18 protein-coding genes and 1 riboswitch are annotated in these 16,899 nt (G+C 73.3%); of the genes, 5 read left to right on the top strand and 13 right to left on the bottom strand.

Features of this window, described 5'->3' with window-relative positions:
• Positions 1-148: 148 nt before the first annotated feature.
• From ACIPYS_RS24315 to ACIPYS_RS24275, 9 genes are all read right to left on the bottom strand, one after another.
• A complete protein-coding gene (locus ACIPYS_RS24315; protein ID WP_093863129.1) occupies positions 149-1,195 on the bottom strand; it encodes a hemolysin family protein in 1,047 nt (348 codons plus the stop codon).
• On the bottom strand, positions 1,192-2,544 hold the full coding sequence (locus tag ACIPYS_RS24310; protein WP_093863128.1) for a hemolysin family protein: 1,353 nt from the start codon (positions 2,542-2,544) through the stop codon (positions 1,192-1,194). The genes ACIPYS_RS24315 and ACIPYS_RS24310 overlap by 4 nt, the downstream gene beginning before the upstream one ends.
• A 336-nt stretch (positions 2,545-2,880) precedes the next feature.
• Positions 2,881-3,315, bottom strand: a complete 435-nt coding sequence (locus ACIPYS_RS24305; protein ID WP_231977941.1) for a PH domain-containing protein — start codon at positions 3,313-3,315, stop codon at positions 2,881-2,883.
• 172 nt (positions 3,316-3,487) lie between these two features.
• A complete protein-coding gene (gene hisG, locus ACIPYS_RS24300) occupies positions 3,488-4,336 on the bottom strand; it encodes an ATP phosphoribosyltransferase (RefSeq protein WP_093863126.1) in 849 nt (282 codons plus the stop codon).
• Between the two features lie 156 nt (positions 4,337-4,492).
• Positions 4,493-4,765, bottom strand: a complete 273-nt coding sequence (locus tag ACIPYS_RS24295; RefSeq protein ID WP_030306151.1) for a phosphoribosyl-ATP diphosphatase — start codon at positions 4,763-4,765, stop codon at positions 4,493-4,495.
• Between the two features lie 106 nt (positions 4,766-4,871).
• Positions 4,872-5,342, bottom strand: a complete 471-nt coding sequence (gene ribH / locus ACIPYS_RS24290; RefSeq protein WP_093863125.1) for a 6,7-dimethyl-8-ribityllumazine synthase — start codon at positions 5,340-5,342, stop codon at positions 4,872-4,874.
• Positions 5,343-5,458: 116 nt separating this feature from the next.
• A complete protein-coding gene (locus ACIPYS_RS24285; RefSeq protein ID WP_400749415.1) occupies positions 5,459-6,772 on the bottom strand; it encodes a bifunctional 3,4-dihydroxy-2-butanone-4-phosphate synthase/GTP cyclohydrolase II in 1,314 nt (437 codons plus the stop codon).
• Positions 6,769-7,425 (bottom strand): nicotinamide mononucleotide transporter family protein, encoded by a 657-nt coding sequence (locus ACIPYS_RS24280; RefSeq protein ID WP_093863123.1) that lies wholly within the window; start codon positions 7,423-7,425, stop codon positions 6,769-6,771. The genes ACIPYS_RS24285 and ACIPYS_RS24280 overlap by 4 nt, the downstream gene beginning before the upstream one ends.
• Complete coding sequence (locus ACIPYS_RS24275; RefSeq protein WP_400749411.1) at positions 7,422-8,171, bottom strand: riboflavin synthase; 750 nt, start codon at positions 8,169-8,171, stop codon at positions 7,422-7,424. The genes ACIPYS_RS24280 and ACIPYS_RS24275 overlap by 4 nt, the downstream gene beginning before the upstream one ends.
• 220 nt (positions 8,172-8,391) lie before the next feature.
• Positions 8,392-8,519, bottom strand: a riboswitch (FMN riboswitch).
• A 407-nt stretch (positions 8,520-8,926) separates the two neighbouring features.
• Here ACIPYS_RS24275 and ACIPYS_RS24270 point away from each other — a divergent pair.
• Positions 8,927-9,175 (top strand): SCO4226 family nickel-binding protein, encoded by a 249-nt coding sequence (locus ACIPYS_RS24270; RefSeq protein ID WP_093863121.1) that lies wholly within the window; start codon positions 8,927-8,929, stop codon positions 9,173-9,175.
• A gap of 282 nt (positions 9,176-9,457) precedes the next feature.
• On the opposite strand, the gene ACIPYS_RS24265 is transcribed toward ACIPYS_RS24270, so the two are convergent.
• On the bottom strand, positions 9,458-9,763 hold the full coding sequence (locus tag ACIPYS_RS24265; RefSeq protein WP_159425076.1) for an antibiotic biosynthesis monooxygenase: 306 nt from the start codon (positions 9,761-9,763) through the stop codon (positions 9,458-9,460).
• 128 nt (positions 9,764-9,891) lie between these two features.
• Between ACIPYS_RS24265 and ACIPYS_RS24260 the strand changes: the two genes are divergently transcribed.
• Positions 9,892-10,587, top strand: a complete 696-nt coding sequence (locus ACIPYS_RS24260) for an MSMEG_1061 family FMN-dependent PPOX-type flavoprotein (RefSeq protein ID WP_093863119.1) — start codon at positions 9,892-9,894, stop codon at positions 10,585-10,587.
• Between the two features lie 161 nt (positions 10,588-10,748).
• On the opposite strand, the gene ACIPYS_RS24255 is transcribed toward ACIPYS_RS24260, so the two are convergent.
• The gene (locus ACIPYS_RS24255) at positions 10,749-11,009 is read right to left on the bottom strand and encodes a DUF1508 domain-containing protein (RefSeq protein ID WP_231977940.1); all 261 of its coding nucleotides are present in this window, start codon (positions 11,007-11,009) and stop codon (positions 10,749-10,751) included.
• 86 nt (positions 11,010-11,095) lie between these two features.
• Between ACIPYS_RS24255 and ACIPYS_RS24250 the strand changes: the two genes are divergently transcribed.
• Complete coding sequence (locus ACIPYS_RS24250; RefSeq protein WP_093863118.1) at positions 11,096-11,509, top strand: HIT family protein; 414 nt, start codon at positions 11,096-11,098, stop codon at positions 11,507-11,509.
• A 64-nt stretch (positions 11,510-11,573) separates the two neighbouring features.
• On the opposite strand, the gene ACIPYS_RS24245 is transcribed toward ACIPYS_RS24250, so the two are convergent.
• Together ACIPYS_RS24245 and ACIPYS_RS24240 are read right to left on the bottom strand one after the other, a co-directional pair.
• Positions 11,574-13,097, bottom strand: a complete 1,524-nt coding sequence (locus ACIPYS_RS24245) for an alkaline phosphatase family protein (RefSeq protein WP_400749508.1) — start codon at positions 13,095-13,097, stop codon at positions 11,574-11,576.
• A gap of 255 nt (positions 13,098-13,352) precedes the next feature.
• The gene (locus tag ACIPYS_RS24240) at positions 13,353-14,126 is read right to left on the bottom strand and encodes a GntR family transcriptional regulator (protein WP_093863117.1); all 774 of its coding nucleotides are present in this window, start codon (positions 14,124-14,126) and stop codon (positions 13,353-13,355) included.
• A gap of 377 nt (positions 14,127-14,503) precedes the next feature.
• Between ACIPYS_RS24240 and ACIPYS_RS24235 the strand changes: the two genes are divergently transcribed.
• Positions 14,504-15,421, top strand: coding sequence for a glycoside hydrolase family 19 protein (locus tag ACIPYS_RS24235; protein ID WP_093863116.1), 918 nt, complete (start codon positions 14,504-14,506; stop codon positions 15,419-15,421).
• 106 nt (positions 15,422-15,527) lie between these two features.
• Positions 15,528-16,703, top strand: coding sequence for a serine hydrolase domain-containing protein (locus ACIPYS_RS24230; protein WP_400749403.1), 1,176 nt, complete (start codon positions 15,528-15,530; stop codon positions 16,701-16,703).
• Positions 16,704-16,899: the final 196 nt, after the last annotated feature.

Raw genomic sequence — 16,899 nt, 5'->3', positions numbered from 1 at the left:
GCCGACCACCCTGCCCGGCGACGATCGGCAGGGGAACCGTCCCACGCTCAGAGCGGAATCGCCGAGAGCGAAGGGGCCCCGGGAACCCCGGGCGGAACGGGGTTCCCGGGGCCTCCCGGGGTGTACTGGCCGTGGCGCGGGCCGCGCGTTACGCGGCCGAGCGGTGGTCCGGGTCGTGCACCTCGCCGACCAGCTCCTCCAGCACGTCCTCCAGCATCACCACGCCGAGCGTCCGCCCGTCCTGGTCGAGCACGGCCGCGAGGTGGCAGGTGGCCCTGCGCATCGCGCCGAGCGCGTCGTCCAGCGGCAGGGTGCCCCGGAGCACGGTGATCGGCCGCCACAACCGGGCCGGGACGGGCACCGACGGGTCGTCGACCTCCAGGATGTCCTTGAGGTGCAGGTACCCCAGGTAGCCGTGGCCGGCCGGGTCGCCGTCGGTGACCGGGAAGCGCGAGAAGCCGGTGCGCAGCGCCAGCTCCTCGACCTGGGCGGCGGTCACCTTGGTGTCCACGGTGACCAGCTGCTCGGGGGTGAGCAGCACCTCGGTCAGCGGGCGGCGGCCCAGCTCGAGGGCGTCCTCCAGCCGCTCCTGTCGGTCCTTCGCCAGCAGTCCGGCGTCACCGGAGTCGGCGAGCAGGTAGATCAGCTGCTCGGTGGTGAAGACCGACTCGACCTCGTCCTTGCCCTCGACCTTGAACAGCCGCAGCACACCGTTGGCGAAGGCGTTGAGGAAGGCGATCACCGGGGCCAGCCAGCGGGCCAGCCGGTCCAGCGGCGGGCCGAGCCAGAGCGCGGCCTTCTCCGGGCCCGCCAGCGCCATGTTCTTGGGCACCATCTCGCCCATGACCATGTGCAGGTAGACCACGACGGCCAGCGCGATCCCGTACGAGAGCGGGTGCATCAGGCCGGTCGGGACGCCGAGCGCGTGGAACGGCCCCTCCAGCAGGTGGGCGATGGTCGGCTCGGCGAGCGCGCCCAGGCCCAGCGAGCAGACGGTGATGCCGAGTTGGGCGGCGGCGAGCATCGCGGAGACGTTGGACAGTGCGTGCAGCACGGTGCGGGCGCGCTTGTTGCCGGCCTCGGCGAGCGGTTCGATCTGGCTGCGCCGGACCGAGACCACGGCGAACTCGGCGCCGACGAAGAAGGCGTTGCCGAGCAGCAGCAGGAGTGCGACGGCGAGTTGGAGCACGGTCATCGGGTCCGGTCCTCGTCCTCGGTGCCGTCGTACGGGTGGTCGTGCCCGGAGGTGCGTTCCACCCGGACCCTGCTGGTCCGGTGCCGGTCCACGGCCTCGACGGTGAACCGCCAGCCGGGCAGTTCGGCCCGGTCGCCGGGAGCGGGCAGCCGGCCGAGCAGGTCGGTGACCAGTCCGGCCAGCGTCTCGTAGGGGCCCTCCGGGGCGTGCAGGCCGATGGCCTCCAGCTGGTCGAGCCGGGCCCGGCCGTCGGCCGCCCAGACGGGCTGTCCGTCGACCGGCGGCAACGGCAGCAGTTCGGGGCCGTCGGCCGGGTCGTGCTCGTCCTGCACCTCGCCGACGATCTCCTCGACGATGTCCTCGACGGTGACCACGCCGGCGGTGCCGCCGTACTCGTCGACCACGATGGCCATCGGCTGGAGGCGGCGCAGCTGGTCGAGCAGCCGCTCGGCGGGGAGGCTCTCGGGCACCAGCAGCGGCGGGACGGCGAGGTCGCCGACCCGGACGGTGCCGCGCCGGGCGGCGGGGACGGCCAGCGCGTCCTTGAGGGTGACGGTGCCGGTGACCTCGTCCAGGGTGTCGGTGTACACCGGGAAGCGGGACAGCCCGGTGGCCCGGGTGAGGTTGAGGACGTCGGCGGCGCTGGCGTCCCGCTGGAGCGCGGAGACGTCCACGCGGGGGGTCATCACGGACTCGGCGGTGAGGTCGCCGAGTCCGAGGGTCCGCACGAACAGGGTGGCCGACTCCTCGTCTATGGCGCCGGCCCGGGCGGAGTGCCGGGCGAGCGAGACCAGTTCGGCCGGGGTGCGGGCGTGGTCCAGCTCCTCCTGCGGCTCGATGCCGAAGGCGCGAACAGTGCGGTCGGCCGAGCCGTTCAGGACCCGGATCAGCGGGCGGCAGGCCCGGGAGAACGCCATGTGCGGGGCGGCGACCGCGCGGGCCACCTGGAGCGGGCGGGAGATCGCCCAGTTCTTCGGGACCAGTTCGCCGATCACCATCTGGACGACGGTGGCGAGCAGCATGCCGATGACCACGGAGGCGCCGCGGGAGGCACCGTCGGGGAGGCCGACGGCACCGAACAGGGGCTTCAGCAGGGTCGACAGGGCGGGCTCGGCGAGCATGCCGACGACCAGCGAGGTGACGGTGATGCCGAGCTGGGCGCCGGAGAGTTCGAAGGAGAGGTGGCGCAGGGCGCGGGAGACCCGGCCGGCCTTGGCGTCCCCGGTTCCGGCGGCGCGCTCGACGGCGCCGCGCTCCACGGTCACGAAGGCGAACTCGGCGGCCACGAAGAGGCCGTTGGCGAGGATGAGCAGGAGGGCCGCGAGAAGCAGCAGCCAGGCCGTGATCACAGTGCCGCCTGCCGTCCGTCGGTCGGATGGTGGGCGGCGCAGGTACTACCGGACGGATCGTCCATGGACGGGGAGTGTCACTCCTCAGGTCGATTTCGGGCAGGGCAATGCCTTTGCCCCGCTTTTGCCAGCGTAGACCATACCCGTGCGACCGTAGGATTCACGTTCGGGCGCGGCCGGGCGTCGGATTCCGGTCACCGGGCGCCGGGTAGCGGGCGCCCGGTAGCGGGTGCGGGATGGCGGCGCCGGGCGGGTGTGCCGGTGGGCGTGCCGGTGGGTGTCGTCGGCCGGGCCGTTCGGCCGAGGCCGTTCGGTCCGGGGGGGGTTGGGCGGGCGTCAGCCGCCGTGGCGCGCGACCAGGTCGCGCAGGGCGCGGGCGTCGGCGATCGCCTGGTTCCGGCCCACACCGGGCTGGATGCCGACGGCGGCCAGCGAGGTGCCGTCGGCGAGGTCGAGGGTGGCCCACGGGTCGCCCTGGCGGAAGTTCACTCCGACGATCTCCGCCCAGGCCAGCCGGCGGCGGCGGACGAAGTTGACCACGGTCACGCCCTCGGCGTCGGCGCTGACCCGCGGCCGCGCCAGCATCAGGCCGACGGAGGCGAACAGCACACCGCTGACCATCATCATGATCCGGTCGTTGAGCTGCCAGTTGGCCGGAAGAGCGACCGCGATCACGGCGAACAGCACGACCAGCACGACGCAGACCGGCAGCAGCACGGCGCGGGTGCGGCGCGGGGCCCAGGTGACGGGGAACTCGGCGGGGGTGGACACGAGGGGCTCCGGGGTGGTTCGAGGGTCGGACGGTCGGGCGGGCGAGTGAGCGGTCGGTCGGGCGAGCGGGCCGGCGGTCGGGCGGTCGGCGAACGGGAGTCGGCCAACGGAAACGGGGTGGGGCGCCGACGGCGGCCCCACCCCATTCAACCGGTGCTTATGCCGGCACCGCTCAGAGGCGGCAGGCGTGGATGTTGGTGACCAGGATCGCCCGGGCGCCGATGCCCCACAGATCGTCCATGATCTGCTGGGCCTCCTTGCGGAGCACCATGGAGCGGACGGCCACCCAGCCCTCGGTGTGCAGCGGCGAGACGGTCGGCGACTCCAGGCCCGGGGTCAGGGCGACGGCGGCACCGACCTGCTCGGCGCGGATGTCGTAGTCCATCAGCACGTAGCGGCGGGCCACCAGCACGCCCTGCAGCCGGCGCAGGAACTGGTCGACGCGCGGGTCCTCGCCGGCGCCCTTGGGGCGGATCACCACGGAGTCGGAGATCAGGATCGGCTCGCCGAACACCTCCAGGCCCGCGTTGCGCAGGCTGGTGCCGGTCTCCACCACGTCCGCGATCACATCGGCGACGCCCAGCTGCACCGCGGTCTCCACCGCGCCGTCCAGCTTGGTGACGGTCGCCTTCACACCCCGGTCGGCCAGGTGCTGCTCCACCAGGCCGGTGTAGGAGGTGGCGATCCGCAGACCCTCCAGGTCCGAGACGTCCTCGACGGCCGCGCCGACCGGGCGGGCGAAGCGGAAGGTCGAGCCGGCGAAGCCGAGCGCGAGCACCTCCTCGGCGTTGGAGTGCGAGTCCAGCAGCAGGTCGCGGCCGGTGATGCCGACGTCCAGGCGGCCGGAGCCGACGTAGACGGCGATGTCGCGCGGGCGCAGGAAGAAGAACTCGACCTGGTTGCCCGGGTCGACCAGCACCAGTTCCTTGGAGTCCTTGCGCTGCCGGTAGCCGGCCTCATGGAGCATCTCCGCCGCGGGACCCGAGAGCGAACCCTTGTTGGGCACGGCGATGCGCAGCATGGAGGTCAGTTCCTTACTCGTTCGGTGTGGGTGGGGTTTCCGGGGCCGGGACGGTCCGGGATCGGAGGTCCGTCGGTCCGGAGATCCGTCGCTCCGGAGGTCCGTCGCTCCGGAGGTCCGTCGCCCGGGAGGTCGTCGGTCCGGAGGTCCGTCGGTCTAGAGGTACTTGTAGACGTCGTCGAGCGTCAGCCCGCGGGCGACCATCATCACCTGAAGGTGGTAGAGGAGCTGCGAGATCTCCTCGGCGGTCTGCTCGTCGGACTGGAACTCGGCGGCCATCCAGACCTCGGCGGCCTCCTCGACGACCTTCTTGCCGATCGCATGGACGCCCTGCTGGACGAGCTGCGCGGTACGGGAGGACGAGGGGTCGCCGGTGGCGGCCTTCTGCTGGAGCTCGGTGAAGAGCTCCTCGAATGTCTTCGAAGCCATGATGGGACTCACCATACGGCGTGCGGGCTGACGGGCGGTAAACGGTTCCGGACCGTGGACAGTCCGGTGGACGTCCACGGTCCGGGGTGCGCTCCGGCCGGTCGGGTCAGAGCGAGCGCAGCGCGACGGCCGTGGCGACGGCCGCGGTGACCGCCTCGTGGCCCTTGTCCTCGCTGGAGCCGGGCAGGCCCGCGCGGTCCACGGCCTGCTGCTCGTTGTCGCAGGTCAGCACACCGAAACCGACCGGCACGCCGGTGTCGACGGAAACCTGGGTGAGGCCCGCGGTGGCGGCCTGGCAGACGTAGTCGAAGTGCGGGGTGCCGCCCCGGATGACCACGCCGAGGGCGATCACTGCGTCGTAGCCGCGGTCGGCGAGGCGCTTGGCGGCCACCGGCAGCTCGAAGGTGCCGGGGACGCGCAGGACGGTCGGCTCGGCGACGCCCAGCTCCTTGAGGGCGCGGTGGGCGCCGTCGAGCAGGCCGTTCATCACCTGATCGTGCCACTGGGCGGCGATCACGGCGACCTTGAGGTCGGCGGCGTTGTCGATGGTCAGCTCGGGGGCTCCGTGGCCGCTCATGTGCGGTGCCTTTCGGTGGTTCGGGGTGCAGGGTGCAGGGTTCGGGGTGCGCGGTGTGTCGGGCTGTACGGGGTGCGCGGTGTGCGAGGTCCGGGTGTGCGAGGCCCGGGTGCGGGTCAGCCGTCGAGGCCGGGCAGGTCGTGGCCCATCCGGTCGCGCTTGGTCCGCAGGTAGCGCGCGTTGTGCTCGCCGGCCGGGATCTCGACCGGCTCGCGGCCCTTGACCTTGAGCCCGTGCTCGGTGAGCGCGGTGAGCTTGTCCGGGTTGTTGGTCAGCAGGGTCAGCGAGCGGACGCCGAGGTCGCCGAGCATCTGGGCGCCGATGCTGTAGTCGCGGGCGTCCGCGGGCAGGCCGAGGTCGAGGTTCGCGTCCACGGTGTCCCGGCCGCGCTCCTGGAGCTCGTAGGCGCGCAGCTTGTGCGCCAGGCCGATGCCCCGGCCCTCGTGGCCGCGCAGGTAGAGCACCACGCCCCGGCCGGCCTCGGCGACCCGCCGCAGCGAGGCCTGGAGCTGGGGGCCGCAGTCGCAGCGCAGCGAGCCGAGCACATCACCGGTCAGGCACTCGGAGTGGACCCGGACCAGCACGTCCTCGCCGTCGGGGAGCCGGCCGTCCTGGGCCAGTCCGCCGGCGACCAGCGCGATGTGCTCGACACCGTCGAGGGTGCCCCGGTAGCCGACGGCGGTGAACTCACCGTACGCGGTCGGCAGGGAGGTGACGGCGGCGCGGTCGACGTGCAGCTCGGTGCGGCGGCGGTAGGCGATGAGGTCCTCGATGGAGATGATCGCCAGGTTGTGCTCACGGGCGAAGGCCACCAGCTCGGGCAGCCGGGCCATGGTGCCGTCGTCGTTGACCACCTCGGCGATCGCGCCCGCCGGCGGCAGACCGGCCAGCCGGGCCAGGTCGACCGCGGCCTCGGTGTGGCCGGGCCGGACCAGCACGCCGCCCTCGACCGCGCGCAGCGGGAAGACGTGCCCCGGCCGGGCGAGGTCGCCGGACCCGGTGCCGGGCGAGGCGAGCAGGCGCACGGTGCGGGCCCGGTCGGCGGCCGAGATGCCGGTGTCGACGCCCTCCCTGGCGTCCACCGAGACGGCGTAGGCGGTGCCCTTGCGGTCCTCGTTGACCTGGGTCATCGGCGGGAGCTTGAGCCGGTCCAGTTCGGCGCCGGTCATCGGGGCGCAGATGACGCCGGAGCTGTAGCGGACGGTGAAGGCCATCAGCTCGGGGGTGGCGGCGGAGGCGGCGAAGACGATGTCGCCCTCGTTCTCGCGGTCCTCGTTGTCCACGACGATCACGGCGCGGCCGAGCGCGATGTCGGCGACGGCCCGCTCGACCGGGTCGAGGACGAACTCGCCGACCGGGGTCGCGACGGGGCCTCCGGCCGGGGTCGCGACGGGGTTCTCTGCCGGACGCGGGGCGGGGTTCTCGGTCATGCGGAGGCTCCCTGGAGGACGGGGTCGGTCACGGAGTGTGCGGTGCGGCCGCGGAGCCACCAGGCGCGCAGGCCGAGCAGGACCAGGACGAAGTACACGGAGTAGGTGAAGCCGGAGAAGACCAGGCCGTTGTTGAAGGCGAGCGGCACGCCGACCAGGTCGACGGCGATCCAGGCGAACCAGAACTCGACCCAGCCGCGGGCCTGGGCGACCATCGCGGCCAGGGTTCCGACGAAGATGTAGGCGTCCGGCCAGGCGTCCCAGGACAGTTGCGGGACGGCGGTGAAGAGCGTGCCGACCGCCAGGGTGCCGAGCGCGGTGCCGCCGATCAGTACGGCGCGCTCGCGGCCGGTGGCGAAGCGGACGGCGATGTCGCCGTTGCCGCCACCGTCGCCCCGCGCGGCGCGCTGCCATCGGGTCCAGCCCCACACGGCGGCCGTGATCACGACTATCTGCTTGCCGACGCCTCCGCTGAGATGGGCGCTCCAGTAGGCGCCGACCAGGACCAGGCCGGAGAGCAGTTGGACCGGCCAGGTCAGCCGGGAGCGCTGCCAGCCGAGGGCCAGGGCGGCGAGGCCGAGCAGGTTGCCGATGATGTCGGAGCGGTAGACGTCCTGGCCGAGCAGGTGAACGGTGCCGTTGAGCCAGTTCACCGCTGCTCCCCCGGGGTGTCGTCGACCGGGTCCGCCGAGTTCGTCGCGTTCGTCGCGTTCGTCGCGTCCACGGCGTTGGCCGCGTGGGGTGCGTCGACTCCGGGCAGGGGCGGGAGGGTGCGGGCCTCCAGCAGCCGCTCGACGTACTTGGCGAGGACGTCGACCTCCAGGTTGACGCTCTCGCCGACGGCCCTGGTGCCGAGGGTGGTCAGCGCGAGGGTGGCCGGGATGAGGCTGACGGTGAAGCTGTCGCGGGCGGCCTCGACCACGGTGAGGCTGACGCCGTCGACGGTGATCGAGCCCTTCTCCACCAGGTAGCGCGAGACGGAGTCGGGCAGCGAGAACCGCAGCACCTCCCAGCGGAGCTCGCCGGCCGCGTCGCGTTCCCCCGGTTCGCGACTCAACAGCCGCCCGGTGGCGTCGACATGACCCTGCACCAGATGCCCTCCGAGTCGGGCTCCGAGCGCCATCGCGCGCTCCAGGTTGACCCGCCCGCCGGGCTTCAAATCGCCCAGGCTGGAACGGTGGAGCGTCTCGGCCATCACATCGGCACTGAACTCACCGGTGCCGAGAGCGAGTTCCTCGGGGGTGTCGACGACGGTCAGGCAGACGCCGTTGACCGCGATGGAGTCGCCGTGCCGCGCGCCCTCGCAGACCACCGGGCCGCGCAGACGGATACGCGAGGATTCGCCGATCTCCTCGATCGACACGACCTCGCCGAGCTCTTCGATGATGCCGGTGAACACCCGGGTTCTCCTCGCGCTTGGGGCGCGGACTCCGGGGTGTGGCACGGGAGAGGGACACGGACACGTGTGGGCACGGGGGTACGCGGGCCGCCGGACGACAACGGGACCCGTTGCCGGGCTGCCGCCGAACCGGGCGCCGGAACGAGGAGATCCCCGTCCGTCGCCGCACATCGCCTCCCGAGGTCCACCGGGGGACCACGGGCCCTGCTCACTCGTCCGCCGCGCACGCCTCCCATCCGGACTTTAACCGTCGGTCCAGGAATTTCACCTGGTCAACCGGCCGCTGGCTACGGACGGGTCGCGGACTGTAACCGCCGGTTCGGATTTTCACCGACCCCGGAGTGCGCTGAACGTCACTGCTACTTCTGCCGTCATTCTGCCATGATCCGCGCGGAGCAAGGGAGAGGTGTCCACTGTGGCCTCTTTCACTCGGCCCCGGGGAATGGCGGCACGGGTTGCCGGAGCGCCGCTGTCGCCGTCGCCGTCGGGCGGGGCGGGGTGGGGCGCTGCGGGGGTGGTCGGGGTGGAGCGGGGTTGTCGGTGGCGCATTCGACGACCTGGCCACGGGAGTCCGGAACTGTCCGGCGGGGTGCGCCTCGGGGCGTCGTCCGGGACGTCGTCCGGGGCGTCCTCCGGTGAGCGCCGGGAACGTCGACCGGGTGTCCGGTGGCGGCCCGGGGTGCGTCGGGCGCAGGCTGGTGGTACCGGGGCGGCGACACCCGCCGTCGCGGGCGACCGCGGGAGGTGCGGGAGCTATGGCCAAGTTCATGGACGTCCACCACGGGATGGCCGGCATCACCGAGGAGCAGTTGCGAATGGCACACCAGGCGGACCTGGCGATTCAGGCCGAGGAGGGCGTGACCTTCGAGCAGGCCTGGGCCGATCCGGAGTCGGGCCACGTCTACTGCCTGTCCGAGGCTCCGTCGAAGGAGGCCGTGCAGCGGATCCACGAGCGCACCGGGCATCCGGCGGCCGAGGTGCACCCCGTTCCGCTGATCGTCTGACCGCTCGGCTGTACAGCTGGCCAATTGCCGGTTGGCCGCTTGCCCAACCATCTTATTGGCCCTCTGCCCAATTAATCGGCCATACTGTTGTGCGGCCGCCCAACTGCACTCTTGGTCGGCTGCCCAACTGGCCGATCGCCCCATTGGGCAGTTGCCCAACTGCATAGTTGGGCATTTGACCAATAGCTGTTGTTCAGCCGCCCAATTGCCCGGCCGCCGAACCCGGCCGGGCGGCGGGGCTCGACGGAGGCCCGACGGTGGAACTCGGCGGAGCAGGCCGGGTCAGGACGCGGGGACCGGCGTGAAGTGGGTGACCTCCGGCGGGTGGGCCAGGTACCGGAGTTCGCCCTCCGACCAGACCGGCCGGATCCGCCACATCGGCCCCGCGTAGCCGAGCAGTGCCGCCTCGTCGCGCCACCGGCTGACCACGAGCACCCGGTGCCCGCCCTCGGTGACGGAGCGCAGCAGCTCGCCGCCGAGGCAGCCGTCGGTGCGCCCGAGTTGTGGCAGCACCCTGCTGGTCAGCACCTCGCAGAACTCCTCGATGTGCCCGGCCATGACCTGGCCGGCCCAGATTCTGATGATCACCGCGACCACCTGCCCCGAAAGCGTCCTGGCCCCATTATCGACGCGAAATCGCTGGTGGCGAGGGGTTCGGGCAGGATTTCCGGGCGGCGGACGGCCGCTCGGACTCGGCCACGGCTACCTTCATCGGTATGACCAGCACACCGGAGACCGTCGTTCCGTCAACCCCCGGGCCGGATCGGCCCACCGGCCTGTTCGAGGCACTCGCCGCCGCCTCGGTCCGCGACCCGGCCGTGCTGCGGGAGGTCTACGAGCAGCCCGGGGACCACGCCCGCCGCAAGCAGGTGGACCGCATCCACGAGGTCGCCCGGCAACTGATCGCCTGCTCCTCGCTGGTCCTCCTGGCCAGCGCGGACGCCGAGGGGCGCTGCGACGTGTCCCCGCGCGGCGGCCCGGCCGGACTCGTGTCGGTGCTCGACGAGTTCACCCTGGCGATCCCGGACGCGACCGGCAACAAGCGGCTGGACACCCTCCACAACATCGTCGAGACCGGCCGGATCGGGCTGCTGTTCGTCGTGCCCGGCCGGGACACCACCCTGCGCGTCAACGGGCGGGCCTGCGTCTCCACCGACCCCCGGCTGCTGGAGCAGTTGACGGCGGTCGGCAAGCCGCCGCGCAGCGCGATCGTGGTCGCGGTCGAGGAGGTGTTCGCGCACTGCCCGAAGGCGTTCCTGCGCGCCTCGGCGTGGAAACCGGAGAACTGGCTCGGCAAGGACGCCCAGCCGAGTTCGGCGCAGGTCACGCTCTCGCACCTGGCGGACCCGTCGCTGACCCTCGAGGCGATCGAGCAGACCGAGCGGGAGGCTCTGCTGTACCGCTACGAGTAGCGGCGGGGGTTCACCGGGAGCCGGCTCGCGGTCGGAGGATGCGGAGGCAGAGGCGGCGGGCGGCACGGAGCCGGAACAGCGGTGCGGGGCCAGAACGGCGGTGCGGGGCCGGAACGGGGCACTCGTAGCGCCCCGGGCCGGCCCCGCACGGACCGCCGGGATCAGGCCGCGGCCCCGGACTTGGCGACGTCCACCACGCTCGCCCCGCTCGCCGCCCGCTGGACGGCCTCGACGCCCTTGTGGGCGGCGTCCTTGCTCGCGTAACCCTGGCCGGTGGCGACGATCTCGCCGTTGCCCGCCTTGAGCCGGAACCGGTACTTGCCGCCGGCGTCCTCGTACACCTCGAACTTGCCCGCCATCCGGGCCACCTCCTCGTCGACGGGACGCGCCGCGCGCCCCACCTGCACGGTGCGCCCGGCCACCGCGGGCCCGCACCCGCTCGGGGTCCGGACGGGTGACCCGGGCGGGAGCGGGTGCCGGGGCGGCCCGGGGCCGGTTGAATGGACGGATGGACTGCGTCTTCTGCGCGGTGGTCGCCGGCACGGAGCCCGCGCACCGGGTGCTGGACGACGAGGTGGCGGTCGCCTTCCTGGACCGTCGGCCGCTCTTCCCCGGCCATGTGCTGGTCGTCCCCCGCGACCACCGCCGCACCCTCACGGACCTGCCCCCGTCGGCGGTGGGCCCGTTCTTCCTGCGGGTGCAGCGGGTGGCCGCGGCGGTCGAAACCGCGCTCGGGGCGGCGGGGAGCTTCGTCGCGGCGAACAACCGGGTCAGCCAGTCGGTGCCGCACCTGCACGTCCACGTGGTGCCGCGCAACCCGAAGGACGGGCTGCGCGGCTTCTTCTGGCCGCGCCGGGCGTACTCCGACGAGGCGGACGCGGCACTGGTCGCCGAACGGCTGCGGGCCGCGCTCGCCCCCTGAACCCCGGCCGGGCCACCCGGATCGCGCCCGCGCGGCGCCGGCCCGGCCCGCGGGCGGTCCGGGCTCAGCCGACCCGGACCCCGTCCACGACCCAGTACCAGTTGTTGCTGCCGGTGTACCGGAAGCGCAGCCGCAGCCGGCCGGCGCCCGCCGGGACGGCCAGGTCCAGCCGCTGACGCCCGTTGGTGTCGGCGGTGAAGCTCTTCACCTCGACCGGCGCGCCGCCGTCCCAGACCGCGAGCACCCGGGCGGTCTGGACGCCCTCCGGCCGGTAGAAGGTGTTGAAGGTGACCGGGACACTGCTCCGGCCCGCCACCGGGTACTCGGGGCTGACCAGGGTGGAGTCGTAGTTCCCCTGGAAGGTCTTGTCGGCCCACTCGTCGGAGTCGGCGACGGCGAAGACGTTGCGGGAGCGGACGTTGAGCTCGCGGTTCTGGTCCCGCTGGGCCTTGGTCCAGAACTCGTCGGTGGTGAACGACCAGCCGCGCCACTCGGTGACGCCGCCGGTGCCCATCGCCGAGTTGTCGACGGACCAGCCGGCCGGCGCGGTGCGGGTGAAGCCGAGGACGCCGGCGGCGATGCCGGTCTCGTCGACCCGGCCGGTGAGCTGCGGGCGCAGCGCGTCGAAGTCGTCCGGGACCAGGGCCGGGATCGGGGTGCCGTCGAGGCCCCAGGCGGGGTCGGTGGCGATGCCGAGGTGGGCCAGGGCGGTGGGCGCGATGTCGACCATCCGCACGTCGTGGCGGACCGAACCGGCCGGGAACGCCGAGCCGTTGGCGATCACGAAGGTCTGCCGCTCCTCCCAGGTGGAGCCGCCGTGGCCGCCGGTGGGGGTGTGGCCGTGGTCGGCGGTGATCATCACCAGCCAGTCCTCCTGGGCGTATCCGGCCCGGCCGCGGACGGCGGTGAGGATCTGGCCGACCTGGGCGTCCACGCCCCGGATCGCGTCCAGGTAGGCCTTGCTGGCGGAGCCGCTGCTGTGGCCGGCGTGGTCGACGTTGTCGAGCTGGACGAAGACCGCGTCGGGGTTGCCGTCGCGCAGCCGGGCGACGGCGCGGGCGGTGGTGCCGGTGTCGTACTCGGCGGACGGGGTGGCGACGCGGGTGTCGACCCGGCCGGAGTAGATGGTGTCGGCGATCGGCGCCCAGGACGCGACCACGTAGGTGGAGAGCGCGGGGTTCGCCGTCTCGACCCGGGTCAGGAAGTCCGGGTAGGCGGCGAAGGCGGGGGCGGTGAAGTCGTTGTCGCGGACGTTGTGCTTGTCCGGCCAGACGCCGGTGGCGATGGTGGACCAGCCGGGGCCGGAGGAGGTGCCGGCCATCGGGGCGGTGTAGAGGCTGCTCGCGGCGGTGAGGCCGCCGGCCATCAGGGCGGCGAGGTTCGGGGCGCCGGAGTCCTTGACGCGGGTGACCATGGTGCCGTCCAGGCCGATGACCAGGACCTTGGGGGTGCGGGCGGCGGCGGCGGTCGCGGGGCCGGTGGCCGTCGCGGGGGCGGTCGCGGGGGCGGCGGTGGCGGCCGTGGCCGCGCGGGCGGCGGTGGCGGCCAGCGGGCCGGCGGCGAGGGCCGCGGCGGCGCCGAGGAGCATGCCTCGGCGCGACAGGCCGGGGGCGGTGGGGCTCTGCGGGGTGGCGTGGGTCTGCTGTGCGGCGGGGATCCGGCGGTTCACGTCGTCCTCCTGATGCGTCGTCATGGCACGGAGCGGGGCGGTGACTACGGTCGGAGCAGCGGATGGCCGGAGGTCGCCGGGTTTCCGACCCGGGTGTGAACAACGCCCGAATTCGGTCCAGACCCGTTATCTTTCTGTGATCAAACCCGACCCGCGGAGGGGATCGGGGGAAGGTCAGTCCGCCTCGAGCCGGGTGGTGAAGCTGAAGCGGTCGCCCCGGTAGAGCGAGCGGACCCGCTCCACCGGCCGGTCGGCGGAGTCCCTGGTCAGACGGTGCAGCAGCAGCATCGGGAGCGCGGGCGGGGTGCCGATCAGCAGCGCCTCGCGCGGGGTCGCCAGCACCGTCTCGATCCGCTCGTCCGCGGCGCCCAGGGAGATGCCCACCTTCTCGCCGAGGTACGCGTACAGCGAGGACCCGGGGTCGAACTCCTCCTCCAGCCCCGGCACCCGCCCGACCGCCAGATAGGTGCTCTCCAGGCCCACCCGTTCACCGTCCGCGAGCAGCACGCGCTCCAGGTGCCAGACCGGATCCCCGGGGTCCATCCGCAACTGCCCGGCCAACTGGGGGTCCGCGCCGATTCGTTCGAGCCCGATCAGGGTCCGGCCGGGCACCCGGCCCTGGCGCCGCACGCCCTCGGTGTAGCTGGCCAGCGAGAGCGGCTGCTCCAGCTTGGGGCCGGCCACCACCGTGCTGCGGCCCCGCCGCCGGACCCGGCCCTGGATCAGCAGTTCGCGCAGGGCCTGCCGGAGGGTCTCCCGGGCCACCTCGAAGCGGGCGGCGAGCTCACGCTCGGTCGGCAGCACACCCCCCTCGCCGAGCTCGTCCAGCAGCGCCTCCAGCTGGCCCTTGACGGCGTAGTACTTGGGCACCCGGCCGTGTTCCGGGATGCCCGACCTGATCGGGGCGCCGGGGCCCGACCTGGCGTCGGCGTCGGGGGTCTGATCCACCCGGACATCCTCCCAGACCCGGGGACCGGGCCATGACAGGCCGCCGGGCACCGCCGGACGCCGCCGGGCACCGCCGTCGCCGGCGCCGCGGTCACGCCCCGACCGCCACGACCCGGCCGACCCGATCCGCCCCGACCGCCCACGGGCCGCCGGACCTCGCCTCCCCGGCGCACCACCGGCCGCGTTCCGGGCGATTCGCCCCGACCCCCTTGACAGGTATAGACCACTCCGCTTGAGTCTGGAACAGCCCCGCACCCGGCCCGCACCCCGGTCGGCCCGTCCCCCACGACGCGCCCCCACCGCGGGGCCCCGGCTCCCCTGCCCCGACGTCCCTTCCTCCACGACCGTGCGGCCCCCACCGCACAAGGGGTGATCAAGTGTCCACGAAACGCCTGCTCGCACTGCTCTCCGCCGTTCTCACGGCGCTCGCGGTGATCCTGTTGCTGCCCGCCGCCAACGCCAGCGCCGCCGCCTGCGCGACGCCCTGGAACTCCTCCGCCGTCTACACCGGCGGGGCCACCGTCTCGTACAACGGCCACAACTGGCTCGCCAAGTGGTGGACCCAGAACGAGCCGCCCAGCACCGGCGGTTCGGGCGTCTGGTCCGACCAGGGCGGCTGCGGCACCGGCCCGAACCCGACCGGCACGCCCACCCCCACGGGCACCGTGAACCCGGGCGGATTCCCGGTCAGCCAGGCGCAGTTCAACCAGATGTTCCCGAACCGGAACCCCTTCTACACCTACCAGGGCCTGATCGACGCCCTCTCCGCGTACCCCGCGTTCGCCGCCACCGGCACCGACACCGTCCGCAAGCAGGAAGCCGCGGCGTTCCTCGCCAACGTCAACCACGAGACCGGCGCACTGGTCTACGTGGTGGAGCAGAACACCGCCAACTACCCGCACTACTGCGACACTTCCCAGCCCTACGGCTGCCCGGCCGGACAGGCCGCCTACTACGGGCGCGGGCCGATCCAGCTGAGCTGGAACTTCAACTACAAGGCCGCCGGCGACGCCCTCGGCATCGACCTGCTGCGCAACCCCAACCTGGTGCAGACCGACCCGGCCGTGGCCTGGAAGACCGCGCTCTGGTACTGGAACACCCAGAACGGGCCCGGCACCATGACCCCCCACAACGCCATGGTCAACGGCGCGGGCTTCGGCGAGACCATCCGCAGCATCAACGGCTCGCTGGAGTGCAACGGCGGCAACCCCGCGCAGGTGCAGAGCCGGATCAACGCCTACCAGCGCTTCACCCAGCTGCTCGGCACCGTCCCCGGCAACAACCTGAGCTGCTGACGGAGCGGCGGGACGGCGGGCGTACCTCCCGCGGACGAGCGGCGGGTGCCGAAATCGTCGTCGCGGTGGACGCCACCACCGTCCCGCCCCTCCTAGGCTCGTACTCATGAACGATCTTGGCAGCCTCGTCCAGCAGACCGCCGACCGCCTCGCCGGCCAACAGGTCGGCGCGGTGGTCGCCGGTCTCGCCCGCGGCGCGGTGGAGATCCGCGGCGCCGGACGCACCGGGCCCGGGGCCGCCGGTGGTCCCCCCGGCCCCGACACGCTCTTCGAGATCGGCTCGGTGACCAAGGTCTTCACCTCGCTCGCGCTCGCCCGGCTGACGCTGGCGGGCACCGTCACCCTCGACGACCCGCTCGCCGAGGTACTCGCCGACGCCCTCCCCTCCGGCGTCACCGTCCCCGCCAAGGGCCCGGAACCGCTCGCCCTGCGCCACCTCGCCACCCACACCTCCGGCCTGCCGAGGCTGCCCTCCGGCATGCTGCTGTCCTCCCTCCTCAGCCCCAACAAGCCCGACCCGTACGCGCACTGCACCGCGCAGTCCCTGCTGACCGGCCTCGGCCGGACCAGGCTCCGGGCCGCCCCCGGCCGCAGCTTCCGCTACTCCAACCTCGGCGCCGGACTGCTCGGCCTCGCCCTCGCCCACCGGGCCGGCGTCGGCTACGGGGAGCTCGTCCGGCGGGAGATCTGCGAACCGCTCGGTCTGAAGGACACCGTCCTGGAGCCCTCCCCCGAGCAGACGGCACGCCTCGCCCCCGGCCACACCACTCGCGGACGGCCGGTCCCGGCCTGGCACCTCGCCGACCTCGCCGGCGCGGGCGGCCTCCGCTCCACGGCGGCCGACCTGGCGGTACTGCTGCGGGCCCAGCTGGCGGCGGCGCCCGAGGCGTCCGGTGCCGGGACGACGATGTCGGCGGCGCCCGAGGCGTCCGGCGAGGCGCTCGCCACGGCGGTGGCCGCGCCCGAGCGGTCCGGCGAGGCGGCGCCCAGTACGGTGCTGGCGCCCGCGATCGCGCTCACCCGGGAGGTCCGGCACCGGGTCAACCCGGTCGCCTGGATGCACCTCGGCTGGCTCGGCCACCGCCTGCACGACCGCCAGGGCGGCCACCTCCAGATCTGGCACAACGGCGGCACGGGCGGCTACCGCTCGTTCGTCGCGTTCGACCCGGAGCGCCAGGTCGGGGTGATCGTCCTCGCCAACACCCGCCGCTCCGTCGACGCCCCCGGCGTCCGCCTCCTGCGCACCCTCCAGACCACCCGCGCCACCTTCCCGGGGCGGTAGGGGTCCGGGACTGCACTTTGCAAAGTCCGGACTTTGCAAAGTGCAGCCTGCAGCCCGAGCTCCGGGCCGACAGGATCGGCCCGGAGCGCACCTGTTGCTCCGCCGATACGCGTTGGCACAAGGGCCCCAGCGGCGCCGGTGGCACCCCGGGGGCCACCGGCGCCACCTCTCCCGGGCGGTGGAGAAAAACTTTGCA

Origin of the sequence: Kitasatospora sp. NPDC089913 (assembly GCF_044748625.1) — a bacterium.
Lineage (GTDB): Bacteria > Actinomycetota > Actinomycetes > Streptomycetales > Streptomycetaceae > Kitasatospora.
This window is presented reverse-complemented; position numbering and strand designations above follow the sequence as displayed.

Bases quoted from the DNA above. Each gene is read 5' to 3' on its own strand.
- ACIPYS_RS24270 (WP_093863121.1), top strand. From the start codon at position 8,927: ATGGCCAAGTTCATGGACGTCCACCACGGGATGGCCGGCATCACCGAG.
- ACIPYS_RS24250 (WP_093863118.1), top strand. From the start codon at position 11,096: ATGGACTGCGTCTTCTGCGCGGTGGTCGCCGGCACGGAGCCCGCGCAC.
- ribH (WP_093863125.1), bottom strand. From the start codon at position 5,342: ATGAGCGGCCACGGAGCCCCCGAGCTGACCATCGACAACGCCGCCGAC.
- hisG (WP_093863126.1), bottom strand. From the start codon at position 4,336: ATGCTGCGCATCGCCGTGCCCAACAAGGGTTCGCTCTCGGGTCCCGCG.
- ACIPYS_RS24260 (WP_093863119.1), top strand. From the start codon at position 9,892: ATGACCAGCACACCGGAGACCGTCGTTCCGTCAACCCCCGGGCCGGAT.
- ACIPYS_RS24315 (WP_093863129.1), bottom strand. From the start codon at position 1,195: ATGACCGTGCTCCAACTCGCCGTCGCACTCCTGCTGCTGCTCGGCAAC.
- ACIPYS_RS24295 (WP_030306151.1), bottom strand. From the start codon at position 4,765: ATGGCTTCGAAGACATTCGAGGAGCTCTTCACCGAGCTCCAGCAGAAG.
- ACIPYS_RS24285 (WP_400749415.1), bottom strand. From the start codon at position 6,772: ATGACCGAGAACCCCGCCCCGCGTCCGGCAGAGAACCCCGTCGCGACC.
- ACIPYS_RS24245 (WP_400749508.1), bottom strand. From the start codon at position 13,097: ATGCTCCTCGGCGCCGCCGCGGCCCTCGCCGCCGGCCCGCTGGCCGCC.
- ACIPYS_RS24230 (WP_400749403.1), top strand. From the start codon at position 15,528: ATGAACGATCTTGGCAGCCTCGTCCAGCAGACCGCCGACCGCCTCGCC.